Raw genomic sequence first — 24359 nt, 5'->3', positions numbered from 1 at the left:
CGCCCGGCCGGCGTACGTACGAGGGGCCCCGCGCGCAAGCGTGCGGGGCCCCTCGCCGTTTCCGCGCGGGGGCGGGAGTGCCTCGGGGGCTTCCGGGCCTTCGTACGGGGGCGTCGAGGGGGCGCTGCGGGGTCGCTGCGGGGTCGCCGAGGGGGTTGTCCACAGCCCTTCCGCAGCCCGCAGGCGCAGCGGATAGGCTGGGCGGATGACGCGAGCCGAGCAGCCAACGGTCGTGACCGCCCCGGCGAAGCCGACCTACGACGAAGCCCTAGCAGCGGACTCCCGCGAGCGGGCGGTGCGCGCACTCCTGCGCACCCCCAGGCTGCGCCGACTGTGGAGCGCGCAACTGGTGAGCGGCATCGGCGACGCCCTCGCCCTCCTGGTGCTGGTGCTGCTGGCCCTGCAGGCGGCCGTCGCCGAAGAGGTCTTCGGCGGCGGCTACCGCGGAGCGGCGCTCGCCGTCGCCGCCGTCTTCGGCGTCCGGATCCTCGCGACCCTCCTCTTCGGCGCGGTCCTCCTCGGTCCGTTGGCCGGTCTCGTGGCTTCCGGGGGCAGGCTCGACCGCCGCTGGACGATGATCGGCGCCGACGGGGTGCGCCTCGGCCTCTTCGTCGTCGCCCCGCTGTGGCTCGACTGGATCCCGGCCCACGCGCTCACCGCCCTGCTGGCCACCGTCTTCGTGTCCGGCGCCGCGGAGCGGCTGTGGACGCTGGCCAAGGAGAGCGCCGCGCCCGCGCTGCTGCCCGCGCCGCCGCCCGAGGGGGCGACCGTACGGCCGCTCCCGGACCACCTGGACGCCCTGCGCCGGCTCACCCTGCGCACGGCCTTCGCGGCACTTCCCGTCGCCGCCGCCGTGCTGCTCGCCGCGACCCTGGTCGGCAAGGCCCTCGGCCTCGGCATCGACTGGTTCGCCGGGAACCAGGCCGCCCTCGGCTCCTACGTGGCCTCCGGCCTCTTCGCGGCGTCGGTCTCCCTGCTGCTCCCGCTGGTGCTGCCCGACGGCAAGACCCCGCGCCCCCGTTCGCCGCTGGAGGGCCTGCGGGCCCCCAAGACGGGCGACCGGCCCGACAAGGGCCGTACGGGCGCGGTCCCAATCCTGGTGCTGGCCTGCGCCGCGGTCGCCGGCGCGGTGTCCTGCGCCGTCGCCGTGGCCGTCCTGCACGCCGGCGACCTCGGCGGCGGCCCCGCCGCCTTCGCGCTCCTCGTCCTCGCACTGCTCGGCGGCACCGCCACCGGGATCCGCGCCAACCAGGCCGGCAAGGTGCTCCCCGCCCTCTCCCGCCGCCGTCTGCTCGCGCTGGCCATAGCGGTGGCGGGGGTCGCGCTGCTGCTGTCCGGGCTGGTTCCGGACACGGCGACCGTCCTGTTCCTGTCGCTGCTGGCCGGCACCGCCGCGGGCGTCGCGGCCAACGCCGGGCACACCCTGCTCGACCAGGAGACCGAGGAGTTCCGCCGGGCCCGGGTCACCGAGCACCTCCAGGCGGTCGTCCGCGTGGCCGTGGCCGTCGGGGCGGTGGCGGCCCCCGTGCTGGCCGCCCTCATCGGATCCCACCAGCTGACCGGCGACCAGGCCGCGGCCCACGGCGGCGCCGCTTTCACGCTGATGCTGGTCGGGGCCCTGCTGCTGCCGGTCGCCGCAGTCGTGCTGGCCAAGGCCGACGACCGGGCCGGCGTACCGCTGCGGCGCGACCTGCGCGAGGCACTGCGCGGCGGTGAGCCGGTCGAGGCGGCTTCCGACGCCGGGTTCTTCATCGCCATGGAAGGCGGCGACGGCGCCGGCAAGTCCACCCAGGTGGAGGCGCTGGCCGACTGGATACGGGGCAAGGGCCACGAGGTCGTCGTGACCCGCGAGCCGGGTGCCACCCCGGTCGGCAAGCGGCTGCGCTCGATCCTGCTGGACGTGTCGTCGGCCGGCCTGTCGAACCGTGCCGAGGCCCTGCTGTACGCGGCCGACCGGGCGGAACACGTGGACACCGTGGTGCGCCCGGCGCTGGAGCGCGGGGCCGTCGTCATCTCGGACCGCTACATCGACTCCTCGGTCGCCTACCAGGGCGCCGGCCGCGACCTGTCGCCGACCGAGATCGCCCGGATCTCGCGCTGGGCGACCGACGGGCTCGTACCGAACCTGACCGTGCTCCTCGACGTGTCGCCGGAGGCGGCGCGCGAGCGCTTCACGGAGGCCCCGGACCGGCTGGAGTCGGAGCCGGCGGAGTTCCACCGGCGGGTGCGGTCCGGTTTCCTGACGCTGGCCGCGTCCGACCCCGGGCGCTACCTGGTGGTCGACGCGGGCCAGGACCCGGAATCGGTGACCACCGTCGTACGCCACCGGCTGGACCGGATGCTGCCGCTCTCCGAGGCCGAGGTCGCCGCCCAGGCGGAGGCCAGGCGCCTCGCCGAGGAGGAGACACGGCGCAGGGCGGAGGAAGAGGCCGCTCGCAAGGCGCAGGAGGCACGGCTGAAGGCCGAGGAGGAAGCCCGCCTGGCCCGTGAGGCCGAGGAGGCCCGGGTCAGGGCCGAGGCGGAGGCCGCCCGCAAGGCGGCCGAGGAGCGGCAGCGCGCCGAGGAGGAGGCCCGGGCCCGGGCCGAGGCCGAGCGGCTGCGCGCGGAGGCTGAGGAGAAGGCCCGCGCCGCCGAGGCGGAGCGGATGCGCCGGCAGCACGAGGAGGAGGCCCGGCTGCGGGCCGAGGCCGAGGAACGGCGGCTGGAGAAGCAGCGCCGGGCGGAGGAGTCCCTGCTGAAGGCGGAGGAGGCGCGCCGCCTGGCGGCCGCCGCGGCGGCCGAGGCGGCGGCGAGTGCGGCTGCCGCGGTGGCGGCGTCGGAGGCGGCGGCGGCGCGGGCCGCGGCTTCGGCCGCTCCGGCTCCGTCGGCCGCTCCGGCTCCGTCGGCTGCCCCGGCTCCGACGCCGCCCTCCGCGCCGTCGGCTGCCCCGGCTCCTTCGGTTTCTTCCGGCCAGGAGACGGCGGCCCGGCATTCGGACGACGCCGTGACCGTGGAGACACCCCTGATCAAGCGGGTCGTCCGGCCGGACGACGTCACCCAGACGGTCCCGGTGCCGAAGGTGGACCCGGCCGCCGCGCCCCCCGCCGACGCGGCGGAGACGGCGGTGCTGCCTCCCGTACGGGCGACCGACGAGACGGCCGTGCTGCCCCCCGTACGCCCGGACGGCGGTCCGGAGGGCCGGGCGCAGCCGGACCGCGGCTCCCGGGCGGACGGTCCGCGGGCGGCGCAGGGACCGGCTCGGTCCGCGTCGCGCCCGACGGCCCAGCGCCCGCCGGAGAACCCGGCCGACCGCGTGCCGTCGGACATCTTCCGGGACTCGGACAACGACCGGACGCGCGAGCTGCCGGTCGTCGAGGAGGACGGGAGCCCGCGCCGGCGGCGCTCGGACTGGGCCGAGGAGACCCCGCTGGACGACCTGCCGACGCTGGCGGACGAACTGCTGGGACGCCACCGCGAGCCCGGTGAGGACGAGGACGGCGGCAGGGGGCCGCGCCGCCGCCGCTGACCGGCAGCGGGACGGGATTGTCGGTGGCGCGCGCCACAATGGGCGCACGGAGAGCGAAAGGTGGTGGGCGGGATGCCCGTATGGGACGACCTGGTGGGACAGGAGCGTGTCCAGACGCAGCTGGCCGCCGCCGCCCGTGACGCCGACGCCCTGGTCACGGCGATCACGGACGGGACCGAGCCGCCCGCCGCGAACAAGATGACGCACGCCTGGCTGTTCACCGGCCCGCCCGGTTCCGGGCGGTCCACCGCCGCCCGCGCCTTCGCGGCCGCCCTGCAGTGCACCAGCCCCGACCGCGCACTCGGCGGCGAACCGGGCTGCGGGTTCTGCGACGGCTGCCACACCACCGTGGTCGGCACCCACTCCGACGTGCAGATCATCCGTACCGACCTGCTGTCCATCGGGGTGAAGGAGACCCGCGACCTGGTCCGCAAGGCGCAGCTCTCCCCGGCCGTCGGCCGCTGGCAGGTCATCGTCATGGAGGACGCCGACCGGCTCACGGAAGGCGCGGGCAACGTGCTGCTCAAGGCCGTGGAGGAGCCCGCGCCGCGCACGGTGTGGCTGCTGTGCGCCCCCTCGCTGGAGGACGTGCTGCCCACGATCCGCTCCCGCTGCCGGCACCTGACCCTGCGGACCCCCTCCGTCGAGGCGGTCGCCGAGGTCCTGGTCCGGCGCGACGGCATCGAGCCCGCCGCCGCCGCGGCCGCCGCCCGTGTGACGCAGGGGCACATCGGCCGGGCCCGCCGGCTCGCCACCGACGCGGCCGCGCGGTCCCGCCGGGCCGCCGTACTGAAGCTCCCGCTGCGCGTCGAGGACGTGGGCGGCTGCCTCAAGGCCGCTCAGGAACTGGTCGACGCCGCCGCCGAGGACGCCAAGCAGGTCGCGGAGGAGGTCGACGGCAAGGAGACCGAGGACCTGCGCGCCGCGCTCGGCGCCGGAGCGGGCGCCGGAAGCCGGATGCCGCGGGGCACCGCGGGCGTGATGAAGGAACTGGAGGACCGGCAGAAGCGCCGGCGCACGCGCACCCAGCGCGACAGCCTAGACCTGGCGCTGACCGAACTGACCGGCTTCTACCGGGACGTGCTGGCCCTGCAGCTCGGGTCGTCCGTGGCCATCGCCAACGAGGAGATACGCCCCGACCTCGACCGGATCGCCCGCGCCTCGGGCCCGGAGCGGACGCTGCGCCGGATCGAGTCGATCATCGCCTGCCGGGACGCCCTCGACCGGAACGTGGCCCCGCTGCTGGCGGTCGAGGCGATGACGATGTCGCTGCGCGCGGGCTGACCGCCCGCCGGGCCGTCGTCGCGGTTCCGGGTGCCCGGTTGACGGGTTCACCCGTACGGGCGGTCCGCCGCCGGGACGGGGACGGGCCCGTCCCGTGGCCGGTCCGGCGCGGGCCACGGAAGGCGCGCGACCGTCCGGGGCAGGAGCGCCCCTGGAGCCCGGCCGGCAGGACGTAGGCTCCGGGAATGGACACCAGCCACCTGCTGCGTACGACCGGGACCCTGATCGCAGCCGCCGGGCTGCTGCTCTCCGGGTGCACCTCCGGCGGGTCGGGGCAGCCCCGGGCCTCCGCGACTCCCGGGTCGTCCTCGCCGGCCGGGTCCGCCGCCGCGTCGGCCGGTTCCACCGCTCCGTCGGCGCGGCCGTCCCCCGACCCGGTGGCGCTGCGCCCGTACTACGAGCAGAAGCTGACCTGGCGCGACTGCGGTGTCCCCGGGTTCCAGTGCTCCACGATGAAGGCCCCGCTGGACTACGCGTCCCCCCGCTCCGGGCAGGACGTCGACATCGCGGTGGCCCGCCGCAAGGCCACCGGGCCTGGCAAGCGGCTCGGCTCGCTGGTGGTCAACCCGGGGGGCCCCGGCGGCTCCGGCATCGGGTACCTCCAGGCGTACGCGGGCATCGGCTACCCGGCGCCGGTCCGCGCCCAGTACGACATGGTGTCCTTCGACCCGCGGGGGGTGGACCGCAGCACTCCCGTCGAGTGCCTGAGCGGCCCGGCCATGGACACGTTCACGCAGGTGGACCAGACGCCGGACGACGCGGCCGAGCGGGCCCGGCTGGTGGCCGCGTTCAAGGAGTTCGCGGCGGCCTGCGAGAAGCGCTCGCAGCGCATCCTGCCGCACGTGTCGACCGTGGACGCCGCCCGGGACATGGACCTGCTGCGCGCGGTGCTCGGCGACGAGAAGCTGACGTACGTCGGAGCCTCGTACGGGACGTTCCTGGGGGCGACGTACGCGGACCTCTTCCCGGGCCGCGTCGGCCGTCTCGTCCTGGACGGGGCGATGGATCCCTCGCGCCCGGCGCTCGACCTGAACCGTGACCAGACGGCGGGCTTCGAGACCGCCTTCAACGCCTTCGCCGAGGACTGCGCGCAGCAGTCCGACTGTCCGCTGGGCACGGGAGACCCGAAGGCGGTGGCGGCGCGCCTGAAGGAGTTCTTCGCGAAGCTCGACGCCCGGCCGGTGCCGACCGGCGACGCGCGCCGCCCGCTCGGGGAGTCCCTCGCGACGACCGGGGTGATCGCCGCGCTGTACGACGAGAGCGCCTGGCCGCAGCTGCGCGAGGCGCTCGGCTCGGCCATGAGCGGTGACGGGGCGCCCCTGCTGGCCCTCGCCGACAGCTACTACGAGCGCGGAGCGGACGGCACCTACGCGAACCTGATGTTCGCCAACGCCGCCGTCAACTGCACCGACCAGCCGCCGGCGTTCAGCGGCCCGGAAGCGGTGGACGCGGCGCTCCCGTCGTTCGAGAAGGCGTCTCCGGTCTTCGGCGAGGGGCTGGCATGGGCCTCGCTGAACTGCGCGTACTGGCCGGTGAAGGCGACGGGCACGGCGAAGAAGCTGACGGCGAAGGGGGCCCCGCCGATCGTGGTGGTGGGTACGACGCGGGACCCCGCGACCCCGTACAAGTGGGCCCAGGCCCTGGCCGGGCAGCTCGAGTCGGGCACCCTGCTGACGTACGAGGGCGACGGGCACACGGCGTACGGGCGCGGCAGCGACTGCATCGACACCTCGATCAACCGGTACCTGCTGGAGGGCAAGGCCCCCGAGGACGGCAAGAGGTGCGAGCCGTCCGACGCGACCCGGTGAGACGGGTGCCGCGGGTGCGGCGGGTGCGGCGGGTGCCGCGGGGCTAGTGGCCGGACCCGGTGGTCTTGAAGGAGCCGGGCACCATCCACACCACGAGCACCAGTACCGCGGCCGCGATGCCGATGGAGACGTACGAGGTGGTGGTCAGGGCGCTGTCGAAGGCGTCCCGGGCCCGTTCCAGGAGCCCGGCGCGCTCGGCGGCGGGCAGGGTCTCGGCGTACTCTCCGGCGCCGCCGATGGACTCGGCGGCCACGGCGGGGGTGCCCGCCATGTGCCGGGCGTAGGCGGCTCCGTGGAGGGACCCGAGGAGCGCGACGCCGAGGCCGACCCCGAGCTCGTACGAGGTCTCGGACACCGCGCCGGCCTGCCCCGCCCGCTCCGCGGGGACCGCGGAGACCAGCACGGAGGCGGCGGTGGTGATGGCGAGGCCGTCGCTGAAGCCGAGGGTCGCGAGGAAGACGGCGACGTACGCGTACGAGGTCGGCTGCGGGGCCAGGGCCAGCAGGGTGAACCCGGCGACCAGCCCGGCCAGGCCGAGCGCCATGCAGGCCCGTACGCCGATCCGGTGCATCAGTGTCGGCGCGAGCAGGGAGCTGACCAGCATGGCGAGGGCGGTCGGGAGGGTGCGCAGGCCGGCTTCGAAGGGGGAGTAGCCGTGGACGTACTGGAGCCACAGCGACACCAGGAACAGCGCGGCGCCCGCGGCCAGCATCGCCATCAGGGTGACCAGGGCCGCGGCGGTGAAGGGGCGGTTCCGGAAGAGCCGTACGTCGAGCAGGGGGTCCTCCAGCCGCAGCTGGCGGCGGGCGAACCAGGTGAGCAGCACGATGCCCGCCAGCAGGACCGCCAGGTCCGCGGCCCCGGGACGGCCGGTGGCCACGTGCTTGATCCCCCAGGCGAGGAAGATGATGCCGGCGACGGAGAGGACGGCGCTGAGGCGGTCGAGGGCGTGCTGGCCGGCGTCCTTGAACTCGGGCAGCAGCCACAGCCCGGCGGCGACGGTCACGACCACGACGGGGACGTTGACCCAGAAGGCGGCGGCCCAGCCGTACCGTTCGACGAGCAGCCCGCCGACGACCGGCCCGATGGCGGCCCCGGCGCCGGCCACGGCGGCCCAGACGCCGATGGCGAGATTGCGTTCGCGGGGGTCGGCGAAGATGTTCCGGATCAGCGAGAGCGTGGACGGCATGACCATCGCTCCGCCGATGCCGAGGAGCACGCGGCCGGCGATGAGCTGGGCCGAACTCCCGGCGGTGGCGGCGAGTACGGAGGCCACGCCGAAGAGGACGAAACCGGTCAGGAAGAGCTTCTTGCGCCCGAGCCGGTCGCCGAGCGCGCCGGTGGTGACGAGCAGCCCGCCGAGCACCAGGCCGTAGATGTCGATGATCCACAGCTGCTGGATCGCACTGGGCCGGAGGTCGTCGATGAGGGAGGGGAGCGCGACGTTCAGGATGGTGGCGTCCATGGCCACCAGCAGCAGGCTGGCGCAGAGCACGGCGAGCATCGCCCACCGCCCGGCCCCGTACGCGGAACGGTCTCCCGCGCCGGGGCCAGCGGGCTGCACGGCTCGGGACACGCGGCCTCTCATCCCTCCGGGGGTCGGTCACGGCGGAACGACGCGCCGAATCCGCCGTATCTGCCCCAGTATGTGACCTACGTCCTCCTCCCGCACAACCCGGTTCTGGGCACCCGTCGACACCCTGTAGACTTGGCGCCGCTGCTGATGAGAGCACCTCTTCGAGGGAATACTTGTCTGACCAGCGGTGCCGCCTTAGCTCAGCTGGCCAGAGCAACGCACTCGTAATGCGTAGGTCTCGGGTTCGAATCCCGAAGGCGGCTCGGATTAGCCCCAGGACTCACTCGCCGTGACCTGGGGCTTTTTCATGCCTCCCGCCCGAGCGCGCATGCGGCGGCCGAGGTCCGGAACCCCGTGCGTGAGCGGAGGGCTCACGGGGCCCTTACTTCTTGGACCTCTTGCAGCTGGCTGGCCACGACTGGCGGACAAGCTGCGAGTTGGCCGTCGGGTCGGTGCCTCAGCCGAGCAGCCTGTGGAGACCGGCCGGATCGCCGCAGCCGGGACCGGCCGACTCAACCGACGCATCGCCCAACAAGCCATGCGTGAGGTACCCGTCTGATCATCGTTTCCAACGACGCGGCGTGCACGAAACTGGTGCCGCCTTGGGTCAGCCTTCAGGAGCCTGGCCCCTTGGGGGGACTGTCCTTGCCCGAACGCCGACATCAGGTGAGTCCGGCGGACAGAATGATCAACATGGTCGCGATCATCAGGTGCACAGAGGCCGAGACGGCACATCTCAAGTGGCAAGAGGGCTTGTTCCCAGCCTCTGGGCGTCGTGAGTGGACATGGACGACCACACGGCCCAGGGAGTTCTGGACCAAGGGTAGCCACGTCACCCTGATGGCGACTCTGGACAGATACGGCATCTTGCAGGTCACCAGACTCGGTTACACGAAGCGACTGCGCCAGGTTGCCGACTTGCAGCAGAAGCTGGAGATCTCCCATGTCACCCCGCTTCCAAAGCCGGTGGCGTTGAGTGAACTCCTTGCGCTGTTGGCCTCACGGCATCGCGTGCACCTAGTCGAGGAGGGTCAGCAGACAGAGGCGACGGGCAAGGCTCTGCTCGCCGCATTGGTCGGGCTGCGGCCTGACGCGGACGGTGTGATCGGACAGCTCAGTGCTGCGTTCGACGGCTACACAGTGCGCTCGAAAGCGGGGCAGGCCCTGGCAACCCAGCGCGATGCGGTCTTGGGAATCGGGCGTATGGCAGGGATGAGCATCCCTCAGCTCGCCCGGTGGGATCCGCCAGCCGAGGAGCTGTACGACGACAGGCCGCCGCCGGCGTATCTCGACCTCTTGAGTCGGCCGGATACGGCTTCAGCGGGCGGGGGCCAAGCAGCTCCGGGGCACGACATTGCGATCGAAGATCACCACATCGGCCGGGATGCCGAGATATTCCTGGGCTGGATTGGTGAGCTAACCGGGCATATCGCCTGGCGGCACTTCCGGCAGGATGACCAGTCACTGTTGATCGCCAATGTGAATCGTACCGCTGCCGAAGGAAACTCTGGCGCTGACCTCCTCTACTACCACGAGAGCCGCGGAAGCCTCATCCTCGTTCAATACAAGAAGCTGGACAGGGTGGGCGGCTACTACTACCCGGACAGTGACCGTAAATTGGCCGACGAACTCAAGCGCATGCAAGAAGTTGATGCCTACGCTGCCCGTCTCCAGCGACCTACTGATGACCACAGGTTGAGTCCCGATCCGAGCTGGATCAAGTTGTGCCCGCCCGAAGGGCTGATCCCGCAGGCAAACGTCATGGTGCCGGGAATGTACTTCTCCCGTCAGCACTTCCAGCGTCTGCGCGACGACCCAAGAGTGAGGGACGGTCGGGGCGGAGCGCTGCGCTTTGGCTACTCCAACGTTCCCAGCTACTTGGACAACACCATCTTCACCCGGTTGGTGGAGACGGGGATGATCGGTACTGCCGGAGCGGGTACGGAGCTGGTACGGCAGCAGATCATGCAGAGTGTTCGTGAAGGTCGGCTGCTCACGGCCGGCTTACTCGCTGGCAAGGAACAGCCTCAGTCTGCTCGCAACAGCGCCCGTCGCCGACGCCGCTAAACGATTCCGTATGTGAGCCGAAGAACATGGCCGATGCTCTGCATGGGCTATGCAGGCCGACGGGGTAGTCGGGATCCTGGGAGGTACGAAGGGGCGTCCGCCCCCTATTTCTTGGGCTTCTTCCGCTTGGGGCTAGGGCCCTTCGGTTTTCCTCCACCCTGGGCCTTCTGGGCGCGCTTGGACTTCTTCTGGGCCTTCTCTGCCTTGCGCGCGGCCTCTTCCTCCTCAGCCTTGCGCCGGAGGGGGACCAGTCTGGCGGTGGCCCCGGCGGCGCTCTTGCCGACGTGGGGGAGCACGCTCTGGTAGATGCGCGCGTGATCCGGGTGTCGCTGTGTCCGAGCGTGTCCGACACGATCTTGATGCCGATGTCGGCCGCCAGCATGAGCGTGGCAGCGCCGTGGCGTAGGCCATGCAGCCGGATCGGCGGGAGTCTGGATGCGGCGACGAGCCGCTCGAAGAGATCGGTCCCCTTGCCCGGGTGCAGCCAGGATCCGTCCTCCTGGGTGAAGACGAGCCCGGTGTTCACCCAAGCCAACCCCCACTCCGTGCGATCGGCTTCCTGATGCTTGCTGTGCCGCTCCAGGACGCCGACAGTGTCGTCATCGAGCGCGACCACGCGGAACCCGCTGTCCGTCTTCGGCTCGGACGCCTCGGCCTCCCAGCCGTCCTGGATGAGCTGACCGGTCACGGTGAGGGAGTGGCGGTCGAGGTTGGTCTCCGACCAGGGCGGCCCACACGCCTCGCCTTGCCGCAGGCCGCGGAAGGCGATCAGGTGCCACATCGCGTACAGCCGGTCGCCGGCGACGAAGTCTCAAGGACTCTGCCAGTTTCCGCGTGCACCGCTTCCACGAGACCGGCTCGTTCGGCCACGGCACCGGCATCCGGAACCACTGCGACGTCGACCCGCTAGTCAGCATGACCGGTAGCAAGCCCACTTCTGACACCGCTCTGCGATGGGTGAAGGAAGCCCTGAAGGCCAGCTTCCCGATGACCATCGTCGAGATCCGCCGGCCTACCGTCGTCGTCAGGTTCGCTTGGCGGAGCAGAGCAGTGGGAGATCCTCCCCGGGTTCCGTACCTCACCTCAAGGCGAGACGCCGGTCTACGACATCCCCGGACCGGCAAGCGGGTGGATGAGCTCGGCCCCGACGGCGCACCTGGACTACGTCAATGGGGTCAACCAGCAGGCTGGCATCCTCGGGGGCGCGAAGAAGTTGGCCCGGCTCGCTAAGGCGTGGAAGTACTACAACCAGGTGCCGATCTCCTCCTTCTGCCTGGAGATGCGCGCCGCCCAGTACATGGCGGCTCAGGCGTCCTTCAGTGCCGCCCTGCACCTCGGCGGCTATCTGGAGTGGCTCGACCAGATCGCGCTGGCGGACATGAACAACCCCACGGGGAAGGCAAGTCGGTTCTTTGCGTGCTCCAGCACGACAATAAAGACAACTGCGTTGTCCAACCTCCACACCGCAGCGACTCGTGCGAGGAAGGCCGTCACCGCCGAGCAGGCTTGGAACATACGGCAGGCCCTCGACTACCTGGACCTCCTGTTCGGCCACCAGTTTCCTAAGCCCTGACGGCAGCGCCTTCGCGGGCTTCGTCGGGCCCAACCTTGCCGGCCGGGAACGGCGCAGGAAGGCTTCCCCCCTTGCTGACCTGCTGTCGCCCGTTCGCCGACATCATCGCCGACACCTGGGCGTGGATGCGGGCGGATGGCAGGCAGGTAGAACAACCACGATGCTCTGAGCGCAGAGTAGACCCGGACAAGGAGGTCGGGATCCTCGCTGCCCTCGGCCAGCCGCGGTAAGGGCATGGCTAGGGTCAGGGTTCGATGGCGAGGAGGAGCCCGCTTCCATTTCCCGACTGCCTCGATTGTTGGCAGGTACCCGAACTTCTCAATCTCCTCGCCAAGCGGGCAGCAACCCACGTCCCGCGCCCGGTGGTCATCGTTGGCGCTGGAGAGCCGTGTCCAGGTGCTCCTGGACCGGGTCGAAGAGGCCGTAAGGGACGTACTGAGGGATCTCGGCGGGGGTAACCCATGCGAGCCCAGCCAGCTCGTCGGTGTCCGCGACGTACGCGCGGCCACCGATCACCTCGCAGGCCGTGTAGGATATCAGTCGGCCCGTGGCTGGATGGACCCGCTCGCCGAGCAGCTTTACGGCCTCCACGTCCAGGCTCGTCTCCTCCTGGGTCTCACGGACAGCGGCGTCCTCGCGGGCTTCGCCCGGCTCGACCTCGTCGGCTGGGAACTGTCAGGAGAGCTGGCCCTCGCTGACCCGGCGCCGGACCATGAGCACGCGACCCTCGTGCACCACGATGGCCGCGGCGATGCCAGGTCGCTCCTCAGCGTTCTGCTGCGTCACGTCTGCTCCTCCAGGACTGCCAGGATGGGTGGGAAGATCGTATCGACGGGGATGAACCGGGTCAGCGAGTTTTTCGGAACCCACATGTCGTCCACGTTCTCGACGGCATCGGTGTTGGCGGCCTCGCCGGCCAGGTACTCGCACAGGAAGTAGTCGCACAGTCCGGTCACCGGGTGGAGGCGGCTTCCCAGGTTCTGGCGGACTGCGCAGTGGACACCGGTCTCGTCCAGGGTTTCCCGCACCGTGGTGGTCTCAGCCTTACCTTCAGGCTTGATCACACCAGCCGGGAACTGCCAGGTGATGCCGGAGGCGCCGTCGTCCCGTCGGCAAACCAGCAAGACCTGGTGGTCCCGGATCACCGCAGCGATGGCAAAATGGAGAGTCTGGGCCCCTGCTGGCGAGGAGGCCGTCGGGGCCCGTTCGCCCGAGACCAGGAGGGCGAACCGCTGCCGTGCCGTCAGTGCAGCTTCCTCGTGGGCGGAGTCGAGGAGCTGCTGCATCTCCTTGCGCGGCACGGCGGCTGCGTCGGAGTGCCAGGTAGCGACGGTCCTGACGGCGATGCCGAGCTGGGCGGCGAACTGCTCGTTGGTAAGGCGTAGTGCGGCCTGCAGCAGGCAAGCGTACCGCCCGCTCCAGCGCTCGATCACGTCCACGGGCCGCCCCTTCGTCGTCGCTGCTGTCGGTGCAGGAAGCTGCGCGCCGAAGATGCACTCCCACTGCACTGGCGCTTCATGGTCTCGCCGGTCAGGCCGCGGAAGAATCGGGGTCACCAGTCAGGGATCCTGCGGTGATCCTCTTAGCACCAAGGCCATTTGAGAGGCGCACTCGCGCCGGACGAACACGAGGAGATTATAGATGCGTACCCACTGCGGGTAACAGGGACGAGGAGGTTGGCTCGATACGGACCCTCAGCCGGCACGCTGCAACACCGTTTGCGCGTTTTTCAGCTGGGTGCCGCTCTCACTCGTCCTGGCCACTCCGCCACCGCCGGTAATCTCGGCGTGTGGGGGCTGATTGTCCGTCATCTCCGTTTGCCAGCACGGCGAAAGGGGGCCAATGCCCGAGGATCAGGTGCACACCGTCGAGCGCACGCTCGTCCTGCTCAAGCCCGATGCGCTGGCGCGTGGCCTGGCAGGGAGGATCATCACGCGGTTCGAGGATGCCGCACTGAAGATCATCGGAACCCCTCCTCACCGTAGACGAATGCCAGCACATCGCACTACTGGCCGACGAACTCCGCGGCTATGCCTTCCACGACATCGGAGCACTGTTGGAACACACTATTCCTCGCCTCGTACGCCGCATCTCTGCTGGCGTCGAGGCCCGTGCTAACGGTGTGACTGCATACCTGGAGCACGGGCTGGCACCGTGAGCAGTGCGCTGAACCAGAGGTGATAGTGCTGGTTCGCTCGGCAAGGACTGTCCCGACACGCACCACCTGCCCGACAATGGTCAACGGGACCAGACGTCCCCTCGCTGTCCCATACGCCTTGATGCTCTTGGAGCTCTCGCTGTGACGCTCTCCGTCCCTCCTTCGCCTACCGCGCTCGAGACCGTGTTCAAGCGGGTCATCGAGCGCAAGGCTGTCCGCGCTGAAGCGACACTGCAGGCGGACATCCGCCAGTTCTTGCTGGATGCGGACCTGAATCTCGGTGAGCAGGATCTCCTGACTCCCGTGCTGGAAGCACAGGTGGGCGGTGGCACGGGTCACCGGATCGACATCGAGATGGGCGCGACCGTCATCGAGGTCAAGAAGGACATCAGCCGCCCAAAGATCCGCAAGGACGCGGTCGAGCAACTGGCGAAGTACGTGCGTGCCCGGACAGAGAAGCGCGAGCGGCGTCACGTCGGCATCCTCACCGACGGAGCTGAATGGCGCGCCTACGCGCTGGTCAACAATGAGCTGAACGAGGTGAACCGTCTCGATGCGCGGGAGCGCAACGGCAACGCTCTGGACCTGGTCCGTTGGCTCGAAGGCGTCCTAGCGACGTCCGAGGGCGCGGCACCCACGCCAGATGCCATTGCGACCCGCCTTGGAGCCGACAGTGTCGCCCACTCCATCGACAAGGCAGTCCTCGCCGCGTTGTACGAGGAGAACAAGAGTCGGCCGACCGTCCGGTTGAAGCGCGATCTTTGGGCACGTCTGCTACGTGACGCCCTGGGTGCCCAATTCGAGGACAGCGATGATCTGTTCATCGAGCACACGCTCCTGGTGAACACGGCCTCCATCATCGCCCACGCGGTGATGGGGATCGACGTGAAGGACACCTCACCCGCCTCGTTGGTCTACGGTCAGCTGTTCGCGCAGGCGAGGATCTCAGGTGTGGTCGAGTCGGACTTCTTTGGCTGGCCGTTGGAGACAGAGGGCGGCGCGGGCTTCGTCCAAGATCTGTCTCGCCGCCTCGCTGGCTTCGACTGGTCAAGGGTCGAGCACGACGTCTTGAAGGTTCTGTACGAGTCGGTGATCACCGCGGAGACCCGTAAGAAGCAGGGGGAGTACTACACGCCGGACTGGCTGGCGGAAGCGACAGTGGCCGAGGCTGTCCCCGATCCGCTGAACCAGCGGATCATGGACCCGTCGTGTGGTTCTGGCACGTTCCTCTTCCACGGCGTCCGACGTTACCTGGCCGCCGCGCAGGACGCTGGGTTGCCCCTGCGCGAAGCATTGGACGGCCTGCACGACCATGTCGCTGGCATCGATCTCCACCCTGTCGCAGTGGCCCTCGCCCGCGTCACGTACCTCCTCGCCATCGGCCGTGAGACGCTCACCTCCGAGGAGCGCGGCTCAATAAGCGTCCCCGTCTACCTGGGTGACAGCGTCCAGTGGGGGCAGCGCACTGACCTCATCGACCACGGCCACCTCGTCATCCAGACCGGCACAGGTAGCCAGCTCTTCACCAATGAACTGCGCTTCTCCGAAGCCTTGCTGCAGGACGCCAGTCGCTTCGACATGATCGTCAACGAGCTCGCCGACAAGGCAGCCGACCCGCACCGGACCCAAGGCAAGTTGCCCTCTCTCCAGGCCGTTTTCAACCGGCATGGAGTCACAGACGCGGACGACCGGGACGAACTAACCGAGAACTTCCGCGTTCTGTGCGACCTCGTCGACGAGGGCCGCAACCACATCTGGTCCTACTACGTCCGCAACTTGGCCCGTCCCATGTGGCTGTCGCGCGCTGAAAATCGAGTAGACGTTCTCATCGGCAATCCGCCCTGGCTCTCCTATCGGCACATGTCGGCCGACATGCAGAAGACCTTCAAGGAGATGATGCAGGCCCGTGGCCTGTGGAGCGGCTTCGAGGTTGCCACCCATCAGGACCTTTCCGGCCTGTTCATCGCCCGTGCCGTCCAGCAGTATCTGCGCGAGGAAGGCACGTTCGCCTTCGTCGTCCCCAACCCGGTCCTGGACCGTCCCTACTGGGCCGGCTTTCGGGGCGGAGATTGGGCGGACCCCGACCACCCTGTCAAGGTCAACTTCACTGGCTCCTGGGACCTGCGCCGACTGCGCCCGCACTTCTTTCCCCGTGCTGCAGCCGTCGTCTTCGGCCGACGGCGACCCCTTGCCATCGGACAGCAAGGCAATAGCGCCGTCGCGCTATCCAAGCAGACCGAGATCTGGACCGGGAAGATCTCCAAGAGCACCGCTCGCTGGGAACACGCAAAGGGCTGGATCACCCGGAAGGCGGGTGAGCTGCGCTACCCCAAGGAAGGGCTGATCAGCTCGCCCTACCGGAACCGGTTTGGGCAAGGGGCTACCGTCGTCCCAAAGGTCCTTTTCTTCGTCAAGGAACAGGCTGCCAATTCGCTCGGCCTCGGAGGCGGCCGAGTCTCAGTCCGCTCCGAGCGGAGCAATCTGGAGAAGAAGCCCTGGAAGGAGCTCCCCGACCGGGAAGGATCGGTCGAGAAGCAGTTCGTCCGGCCCGTTCTGCTCGGCGAGCACGTCGTTCCCTATCGGATCATGGGCGCTGATAAGGCCGTTTTGCCCATCGAGGGGGCGAATACCCTCATGGACGGTGAGCATGACCACCTCGACCGATACCCAGACCTGGCGAAATGGTGGCGTGACGCAGAACGGCTCTGGGATGACAACCGCTCCAGCGAACGGCTCTCCCTGACCGAACAGCTCAACTTCCGGAAGAAGCTGACCGAGCAGCTCCCCGGCGCGCCTCTGAGAGTGGTGTACGGCGCATCCGGAATGCACGTGTCTGCCGCGCTGGTGGAGGACCCGAACGCGGTTATCGAGCACGTCCTCTACTGGGCTGCGGTTGCCACCCGGCAGGAGGGCATGTACCTACTTGCACTACTCAATGCCTCACGTCTCACCGAAGCCGTGCGCCCTCTGATGTCCTATGGCAAGGACGAGCGGCACATCGACAAGGCTGTGTGGGAACTGCCCATCCCTGACTTTGACCCGTTTGACCCCAAGCATGTGCGGATTGCCGAGCTGGGGGAGGCGGAAGCGCTGCGGATCGCGGAGCTGAAGTTCGACGTGGACAGCAGCTACATCAAGATCCGACGCGCCTTGCGCGACTTCCTCCTATCCTCTCCCGACGCCGAGGAACTTGATCAACTGATCACGGAACTACTCGGCTGAGTTGGTCCCGCATGTTCGCCTTCCTTCAATGCCTATAGAGGGCAGTAGGGGGTGCAAGGGTTTGAAGCTGGCTCAGTTTGCGTGAGCGGACGGGGTGGCACAGGGTGGTTTGGGTGGCATGCGGGGGTCGGGCCGTACCTTGCTGACCTGCGGAAACGGGATTTGATGGCACGGCCCGGCATCAGGCGGGATGATCTTGTGGGGGCTCGTAATGCGTAGGTCTCGGGTTCGAATCCCGAGGGCGGCTCGGATTAGCCCCAGGACTCACTCGCCGTGACCTGGGGCTTTTTCATGCCCTCCCGCCCGTCCGACGCCCCGTGCGTGGGTACGCGACGGCCCCCGGCTCCCCTGGCCCCCCGGGGCTGCGGGGCCGGGGCGTGCGCGTCGGAGCGGGGCGCCGGGACCGTGGCGAAGCGGGCCTTCTACGTGGGGAATTCGCCGAGCCAGTCGCGGCCCAGGAGGACGGCGGGGAGGTAGTCGGACTCGACCTCGACGGGGAAGCCCGCGTCGTGGGCGATGCAGGCGATGGCGAGCGGGGCGAGGGCGACGAGGCCCGTGGCTTCGAGGGCACGGCTCTCCTCGCTCCAGTGCTCCTTGTGCCACCGCAGGGCGTTGGCCAGGGCCTTGTTGAAGCCGGGCCGGTCGTCGCGGATGATCCGGTGGAACATCTCCATCGGCGGGTACGACAGCCTGCCCGCCGTCCCGGGGTCGCGGGCGGCCTCAGGGTCGGTGCCGTCGACCGCCGCCACCAGCCTCCGGCCGAGGTTCGGGCCGCCGGTCCAGTAGGTCCGCAGGGTGTCGATCCAGGCGTGGACGTGTTCGCCGGCGCTTCCGTTGCCCCGCAGCAGGGGCAGGGGCACCCGGCACAGTGCCGTGATCCTGTCCCGCTCCCGGCAGACCAGGGCCAGGTAGAAGGCGGTGAGCCAGGTGTCCGCCGTCACGTACCACTGGGGGCCGGTGGCCGTGAGCGTACGCTCCTTGTGCGCGATGCGGCACCGGACCGTTTCCCCGGCGGAGCCGGCGGTGGCGAAGACGGCCGAGCTCACCTGCATGGCGGTGACCCAGGCGTCCCACGTGGGGAAGACCGCGGCTCTCGGGTCCAGCAGGCAGTGCCCCTTGGCGAGGGTGAGCGTGGTGTGCACGGCGTCGCCCAGTCTGGTGGGGCGTTCCTCCAGCCCCTCGATCAGCTCCTCCGCGTCCTCCTGGAGCACCGCGATGCCCTCTTCCGCGTGCCCGGTGGGAAAGGAATGACGGGCAATGACCGAAACCAACGCGCTGCTCCTTGAACTTTCGTGACGTCCGGAAATCGCGTCGAACCCGGCGCCCGACGCTCGCAGGAACTCCACCGGAACCTGCGCCAGCTGGTTCAGCCGGTCGTTCTCGCGGCAGATGATCGCGAGGTAGAAGTCGTCGAGCCAGGTGTCCGCCCGGAGGTGGTTCTGCGGTCCGGTGGTGGCGAGGCGGCGCTCGTCCTGGCGGATCTTGCACGTGACGGTTTCCAGGCCGGGAGCGGGGGCGGCGAAGACGGCCGAGTGCACCTGCATGGCCGGCAGCCAGGACTTCAGGTCTCCAGCATGACGGCGCCGGGGTCCCCGACCGAGCGGACGAGGGTGGTGTTCAGCGACGTCATGACCGCATCCGACCTGGAGTCGTACGAGGTCTCGATCTTCTCCAGCGAAGAGGACAGCGATCTTTCCATGACGGGAACCACCGCCGCCATCGAGTCCTTGCGGTAGTCCTGGCGCTCTATGATCACGGTCATCTGTTCTCCACGGGGCGATCCTGCCGCACCACTTGTCGTGCGCACGGCGCCTCCAATTTTGGTGGAGGCGCCGGGCCTTCGTGTTCTCGGGGTCGACCTCCGGGCCGTTCAGTGGTTACCGGGAGCCGGCGGCCACGATCGTTCCGATGAGGCCGGCCGCCGCGATCTCGTCGAGCCGGACCGTTCCGGCGGCGATGGCCTCTTCCGGGGAGCCTGGGATCCGGTCCGTCGGTTCCCAGCGCAGGTCCCGGGTGAACAGTTCGTCGAACTGCTCGCCCCGCAGCTCGCGGCGCCTCAGGAGCGGCCCCTGGCCATCGGCCGAGGTGTAGTACGAGATGCGCCCTTCGCCGTCCACGGCATCCAGCACGGTCTGGTTCAGTGCCCGTACGGGCCCAGTGCCGAGGTTGCCCCGTGCGGTGCCGAGGCGGAACGACACCCCTGTGAGGTCGAGGCCGCCCGCGTTGTCCACCACGAACTCTCCGCCCCTTTCGTAGAAGAGGACCAGCGGCTCGTAGAGGTCGGGGAGGTCGCGATGCGCGGCCGGGTTCCGCGCCCGGAGTTCTGCCAGGCGCACGGCACCCGCGCAGGTGCGCCGGAGGGCGCTGCCGGGCACGGTGCGCAGGAGTTCACCGAGTTCCGCGGAGAGTTCCGGAGAAAGCCGGACTCCGGGGTCCATGTGCTCCGTGACGTCGAAGAAGGGCCATGCGCTCTCGGCGGAACACGCCCGGGCCCACACGGCCGCCCGCCGGAGGTACTCACGCATCAGCAGGCGCCGCGACATGACGTGCCCGAACGCGTGGTCCCAGTCACCGGTCCATTCCACCGCGCGAAGGCGGTGCAGCATGGCGGACGCCGGGTGGTCGGTCACTTCCGCGCCTTCCCGCGTCAACGCCGGTCATCTCTGTCGTGGTGGGGAGTCAGCCGCACCCCTCGCGAGCGCCTGCCCCGTGCGGGGGTCCCGGGCATCACGTGTCGAACTCCCCCACCCAGGAACGGTCCAGGAGGCGGACAGGGAGGTAGTCGGACTCGACCTCGATGGGGAAACCCGCGTCGTGCGCGAGGCAAGCCATCGCGAGCGGGGCGAGGGCCAGGAAGCCGGCGATGTCCCCCGAGCGCTCCGGTGTGCTCCAGTACGCCTTGTGCAGTTCCAGGGCCTGCGCGAGCGCCTGGTTGAACCCGTCGTGGTCCCTGCGCAGGAACTGGTGGAAGAGGTTGACCGGCGGATACAGCACGCACTGGAGCAGTTCGCGCGGCGCGATCGTGGCGAGGTCCGGGTGGGACCGCTCGATGGCCGACGTGAGCTTCTCCGGCAGGCCCGGCTGCTCACGCCAGTACGTCTGGAGGGCGTCCACCCAGGGGTAGACGTACGCGTCGCTCTCGGCGCCGGACGAGCGCAGGAGATCCAGCGGAAGCCCGCACATCGCGTCCATGCGGGGCTGGTCCCGGCAGATGATGACGAACCAGAGCACGGTCAGCCAGTTGCCGGCGTTCGCGTAGCACTGGGGTCCCGTGGCGTTGACGGTCCGTACGTCGTGCGCGATGCGCGCTTCGATCGTGCCTTCGGTGACGGAGGCGGCCGCGAAGGCCGCCGTACCCACCTGCATGGCGCAGACGGTGGCGTCCCAGGTGGCGAAACGGTTGGCGCGCGGGTTGAGGGCCTGGTGCGCCTGGACCAGCAGCAGCGCCTCGTTCAGTGCCATGCCGACGATCGCGGGCGAGGCATTCAGATTCTGGAGGCTCGTCTCGAACTCGTCCGCCAGGCGTTCGGTGACCTGCTCGTCGACCGTGGGAATGGCGTGCCGCTCGACGATCACCGTCACGGATTGCTCCTGTGGGCCGCTCGTCATGGGAGTGGAGTCACTGACCTTGCGGTCGTTGAGGAGACAGGACCTGAACGCGTGCACCCCGGCTGTTCAGCCAGACTTCGAGAGCGACTCCGGTGATCTCCCGCAACGCGTCTCCGTCGACGACCGAGGCCGGACCGAATACCGTCCCGGTGAGTCCCAGCACTACCGTCTGTTCATCCATGACGACTTGAAATGAGGTGTGCTGAACACTTGCGTTCGACAGGTCCGCGCCCTGAAGTTTCACGTCGAGCATTCCGGCCCCATCGAGTTTCGCGTGCCGGAAGGATGCTCCTCGAGCATCGACCGCCCACATTTCCGAACTTCCCAGGTCGGCTCGGTCCAAATTCGCGCAGCCCAGCGAGGACCCATCCATGACAGCCTTGACGAGCGTGGCTCCGGAAAGGTTCGCCCCATCGAGCTCGGCCCCCTCCAGGTGAGACCGGTACAGATCGGACCCGGACAGATTCACGTCGCGGAGGACGGACTCCGTGAACAGTCCGTTGGCGAGATCGGCACCCGAGATATCGGCTCCCCTCAGATCGAGCCCGGCCACATCCAGCAGGGATTCGCTGTCTGCGGCCCACTCGTTCAGTACAGCGGTGGCTTGCGCATCAGCTGGGAGCGTCTTCACACTGCGCTCATCGTTACGGGTACCAGACAATGCGATCACTCCAACCGTTCTGCTTCACTATGGCTTCGAGGTCGTTGATCGCGGCTTGATTGGCATTGCGCGTGTCGAGAATGACGATGCGACCCTTGACTTCGATTTGGTCCCTCAGCTTCCGGGTCCATCCCTGATTGTCTGCCGGATTGTACGCTCCCTTGAACGGGAGTGACTTGTCGCGGACGTTGTTGAGCGGTGGCCAGTCGGAGTGCACGCCCTTGATGTCGTAAAACTCACCTGAGCCGGGCGAATACAGATCGCCCTGGTTCGCCCCGGGCGGTCGCTGGATGTCGGCCGGAAGGGTTCCCCGCTCACGCATGTCGAGGGCAAGACGAGCCTCGTCCATCTCGGACGGCTTCACCTTTCCCTTGTGGTCGGGATCCTGCTTCATCTGATCGAAGTCGTCTGTATGCCGCTGCTCGACGCCTTCCAGGTGCTGGGCGTGCGCGGCCTGATCATCCGGAGTCAGTGCCGGAGCAGGTCCGAGCGGCGACTCGGAGGTGCCGTCAGGGCGGTCGGCCGGAGGGTGGCTGTCGTGTCCGACGCCGTCCGGGCCGTCACCCGCACCGGAGTGGCTTCCGCCGTGGCCGCCAGGGGTGGTGTCCGGGTGGGGGCCCGGGGTGTGGTCCGTGCCGGATGGCGCGCTCTCGCCGTGGCCGGAGCCGGTGGAGGGGCCGTCCGTGTGGCCCGTGCCTCCCGAACCGTCCGTGTTCCGCCCACCGTTCGTGGTGGTGTCACCGCCGCCACCGGTCGGGGAGTCGTGGCTCGCGGAGGGACCCTTGCCCACGTCGTTCGCGCTGCCGCCAGGGGAGGTTTCCGGGCGGGTGCCCGGGAGGTCGTCGGCCGCGCGGACCGGGGCGGAGGTGTCGGAGCCGAGGCGGACGACGTCGTCGCCGCCGCGGGCGCCGACGCCGACCAGTTCGCGTTCCGGGACCCTGGCGCTGACCGGGGGATCCGTCTTCGGGGAGTCGGCGCGGGGGGTGTTGGCGTCCGCGTCCGGCGGGGTCTCCTGCTTGGCGGCCTTGCCGCTCTGCTCCAGGGAGCCGTCGGCCTTGTAGAGGTTGCCGTCGAGGTCCATGAACCGCGGCCCGTCGGGCGTCGGGAGTTTGACCGTGCCGGGCGGGAGGGCCGTCGTGCCCTCGGGCAGCTTGACGGTGCCGTCGGGGAGCTTCGTCGCGCCTTCGGGGACCGTCGCGCCGGAGGGGAGGTGGATCGCACCGTCCGGCAGCAGCACCGCGCCGTCGGGGAGGGCGACCGCGCCGTCCACCTTGATGCTGGGGACCTCGAATGTGCCGGCTCCCTTGAGACCGGCCATCACGTCGCCGATCTTGGAGAATCCGGCTCCGGCGCCCTTGAACATGTACGTCATCGGGTCGATCGCCCGGCCGGCCTTGCCCGCGAACGACAGGGTCTTGGCGACCGCGCCCGCCTTGCCGGCGCCCGAGACCGCGCCGCCCGCGCCGCCGGTGAACACCGTGGTCAGGACGTTGAACGTGACCGCGCCCGCGGCGCGGGACGGGTTGGAGCCCCACTGGTCCCAGGCGAGGAGGGCCTTGCCGGTCTCCTTCATGGCGGTGCGGGAGTCGCGGAGCCAGGAAGGGAGCTTGTCGTCGGGCGCGGCGAGGAAGAGGGGTCCGGCGCCGGGGATCGACATGATGGCGAGGCCGGTACCCAGCTTGGCCAGGCCGGTCCAGGACTGCTTGAACACGTCCCAGCCCTGGAGCCCCACGAGACCGCCGAGGCCCTTGAGGGTGCCCCAGACGCCGTCGACGACGATGCCCTTGCCGAACTCCCAGGCGTGTTCCCACACCTGCCAGGCGGGGATGGACTCCTCGACGGCGTCGCCCCAGGGCAGGGACTTGGACTGCTTCATCGCCTCGGCGTCGTAGCCGTACATGTCCTTGCCGTTGGAGCCGTCGTTGACCTTCAGCGGCGTGCCGCCGACCAGGGCGACGATCTTTCCGTAGGCGGCCCGTTCCACTTCCTGGAACTCGGCCCAGACTTCGGCGATCTTGTTGCGGCGTTCGAGGTTCTCGTCGATCAGATCGCCGTCCTCACGCCACTTCTCGTCCTTGTCCGTCTCCGTGCGGAACGCCTGTGCCTCCGCCTTCAGGTTCTCCAGCTTCTTGACGATCGGCGCGGCGTCGCGCGAGTACGTGCCCAGCGCGCCGGCGATCGCGCACATGTCGGAGCTGAGTGTGAGCCCGAGGTCGGAGACGGGCTTCGTCGTCGCGAACAGCTGGTCGGCTTCCGGGGCCTGGTAGAAAGCCTGGAGGCCGCCGAAGCCGGTGTGGACGTCGGAGGTCTTCGTCGCGACCGCGGCCCCGCCCGACGAGATGGCCTTGACCTTCTCGTCCAGGAGGGCCAGGTTCCCCGTGAAGACCGGCACCTCGGCCGGATCGACCGGCGCGTTCCCGCTCACTTCCCGCCCCCCGGCTTCTCGCGCAGGACGTCGAGGTTGACGGCCCTGGCCGCGTCCTGGGCGGCCTTGGCCTGCTCCAGGTCGCCTTCCAGGTACTCGTTCGTCGCTTTCACCGCACCGAGGACGCACGCCTCGATCCGCTCCGCCATCGACGTGAACTCCGGCTTGCGGGACGTCAGGTACTCACCGAGCGCGGCCGCGACCGGGCCCATCGCCTTCTGGCTCAGATGTGGCCGGCCGACCGGCACCGGCCCTGCCAGCTTGGTCTGCGCCTGCGAACCGGGCACGGCCGTCCCCGCGGCCTGCGCCGCCTCCGACATGGCCGTGAGCAGGGCGTTGAGCGCCTTCTCCAGCTCACCGGCATGTGTGCCGACGGTCTTCAACTGCCCTTGTACGCCTTGCGGCTTGATGTCCCACGACGTCATCCGTGAACCCCCGTACTACCCCGGCCAACCGTCCCGCGTTCCCCGC

General features: G+C 69.6%; 15 protein-coding genes, 1 tRNA gene and 3 pseudogenes. 8 read left to right on the top strand and 11 right to left on the bottom strand.

The window, feature by feature from the left end:
- Window positions 1-205 precede the first annotated feature (205 nt).
- From tmk to ABT106_RS01125, 3 genes are all read left to right on the top strand, one after another.
- On the top strand, window positions 206-3505 hold the full coding sequence (tmk, locus tag ABT106_RS01135) for a dTMP kinase (RefSeq protein ID WP_351270451.1): 3300 nt from the start codon (window positions 206-208) through the stop codon (window positions 3503-3505).
- A gap of 72 nt (window positions 3506-3577) precedes the next feature.
- On the top strand, window positions 3578-4789 hold the full coding sequence (locus tag ABT106_RS01130; RefSeq protein WP_351270448.1) for a DNA polymerase III subunit delta': 1212 nt from the start codon (window positions 3578-3580) through the stop codon (window positions 4787-4789).
- A gap of 185 nt (window positions 4790-4974) precedes the next feature.
- Complete coding sequence (locus tag ABT106_RS01125) at window positions 4975-6597, top strand: alpha/beta hydrolase (protein WP_351270445.1); 1623 nt, start codon at window positions 4975-4977, stop codon at window positions 6595-6597.
- Window positions 6598-6640: 43 nt separating this feature from the next.
- On the opposite strand, the gene ABT106_RS01120 is transcribed toward ABT106_RS01125, so the two are convergent.
- Entirely contained in the window at window positions 6641-8173 is a 1533-nt protein-coding gene (locus ABT106_RS01120) for an MFS transporter (protein ID WP_351270442.1), read from the bottom strand.
- Between the two features lie 189 nt (window positions 8174-8362).
- Between ABT106_RS01120 and ABT106_RS01115 the strand changes: the two genes are divergently transcribed.
- Window positions 8363-8436, top strand: a tRNA-Thr gene (locus tag ABT106_RS01115).
- A gap of 430 nt (window positions 8437-8866) precedes the next feature.
- A complete protein-coding gene (locus ABT106_RS01110) occupies window positions 8867-10240 on the top strand; it encodes a hypothetical protein (RefSeq protein ID WP_351270440.1) in 1374 nt (457 codons plus the stop codon).
- Between the two features lie 104 nt (window positions 10241-10344).
- On the opposite strand, the pseudogene ABT106_RS01105 reads toward ABT106_RS01110, so the two are convergent.
- Window positions 10345-11051 (bottom strand): annotated as a pseudogene (locus tag ABT106_RS01105) (site-specific integrase); the annotation flags it as partial.
- Window positions 11052-11372: 321 nt separating this feature from the next.
- Between ABT106_RS01105 and ABT106_RS01100 the strand changes: the two are divergent.
- Window positions 11373-11813 carry a hypothetical protein gene (locus tag ABT106_RS01100; protein WP_351270437.1) on the top strand — a complete coding sequence of 147 codons (441 nt, stop codon included), beginning with the start codon at window positions 11373-11375 and terminating at the stop codon, window positions 11811-11813.
- Window positions 11814-12179: 366 nt separating this feature from the next.
- On the opposite strand, the pseudogene ABT106_RS01095 reads toward ABT106_RS01100, so the two are convergent.
- Both ABT106_RS01095 and ABT106_RS01090 read right to left on the bottom strand, forming a co-directional pair.
- Window positions 12180-12599 (bottom strand): annotated as a pseudogene (locus ABT106_RS01095) (NUDIX hydrolase).
- Window positions 12596-13252 (bottom strand): NUDIX hydrolase, encoded by a 657-nt coding sequence (locus ABT106_RS01090; protein ID WP_351270434.1) that lies wholly within the window; start codon window positions 13250-13252, stop codon window positions 12596-12598. The pseudogene ABT106_RS01095 and the gene ABT106_RS01090 overlap by 4 nt, the downstream one beginning before the upstream one ends.
- A gap of 403 nt (window positions 13253-13655) precedes the next feature.
- Here ABT106_RS01090 and ABT106_RS01085 point away from each other — a divergent pair.
- A pseudogene (locus tag ABT106_RS01085) lies at window positions 13656-13784 on the top strand (nucleoside-diphosphate kinase); the annotation flags it as partial.
- A gap of 328 nt (window positions 13785-14112) precedes the next feature.
- Entirely contained in the window at window positions 14113-17193 is a 3081-nt protein-coding gene (locus ABT106_RS01080; protein ID WP_351270432.1) for an N-6 DNA methylase, read from the top strand.
- A gap of 422 nt (window positions 17194-17615) precedes the next feature.
- Here ABT106_RS01080 and ABT106_RS01075 read toward each other — a convergent pair whose 3' ends face one another.
- The 7 genes from ABT106_RS01075 to ABT106_RS01045 all read right to left on the bottom strand — a co-directional run bounded on the left by ABT106_RS01075 (window position 17616) and on the right by ABT106_RS01045 (window position 24313).
- Window positions 17616-18737, bottom strand: coding sequence for an immunity 49 family protein (locus tag ABT106_RS01075; protein WP_351270430.1), 1122 nt, complete (start codon window positions 18735-18737; stop codon window positions 17616-17618).
- 17 nt (window positions 18738-18754) lie between these two features.
- Window positions 18755-18955 (bottom strand): hypothetical protein, encoded by a 201-nt coding sequence (locus ABT106_RS01070; RefSeq protein WP_351270427.1) that lies wholly within the window; start codon window positions 18953-18955, stop codon window positions 18755-18757.
- Between the two features lie 115 nt (window positions 18956-19070).
- Complete coding sequence (locus ABT106_RS01065; protein WP_351270424.1) at window positions 19071-19823, bottom strand: hypothetical protein; 753 nt, start codon at window positions 19821-19823, stop codon at window positions 19071-19073.
- Window positions 19824-19920: 97 nt separating this feature from the next.
- Complete coding sequence (locus ABT106_RS01060; protein WP_351270421.1) at window positions 19921-20775, bottom strand: immunity 49 family protein; 855 nt, start codon at window positions 20773-20775, stop codon at window positions 19921-19923.
- Between the two features lie 37 nt (window positions 20776-20812).
- Window positions 20813-21433 carry a pentapeptide repeat-containing protein gene (locus ABT106_RS01055; RefSeq protein ID WP_351270418.1) on the bottom strand — a complete coding sequence of 207 codons (621 nt, stop codon included), beginning with the start codon at window positions 21431-21433 and terminating at the stop codon, window positions 20813-20815.
- Window positions 21434-21446: 13 nt separating this feature from the next.
- The gene (locus ABT106_RS01050) at window positions 21447-23888 is read right to left on the bottom strand and encodes a hypothetical protein (protein ID WP_351270415.1); all 2442 of its coding nucleotides are present in this window, start codon (window positions 23886-23888) and stop codon (window positions 21447-21449) included.
- On the bottom strand, window positions 23885-24313 hold the full coding sequence (locus ABT106_RS01045) for a DUF6507 family protein (RefSeq protein ID WP_351270413.1): 429 nt from the start codon (window positions 24311-24313) through the stop codon (window positions 23885-23887). The genes ABT106_RS01050 and ABT106_RS01045 overlap by 4 nt, the downstream gene beginning before the upstream one ends.
- Window positions 24314-24359: the final 46 nt, after the last annotated feature.

Origin of the sequence: Streptomyces sp. NPDC002044, assembly GCF_040296725.1 — a bacterium.
Taxonomy (GTDB): Bacteria; Actinomycetota; Actinomycetes; order Streptomycetales; family Streptomycetaceae; genus Streptomyces; species Streptomyces antarcticus.
This window is presented reverse-complemented; position numbering and strand designations above follow the sequence as displayed.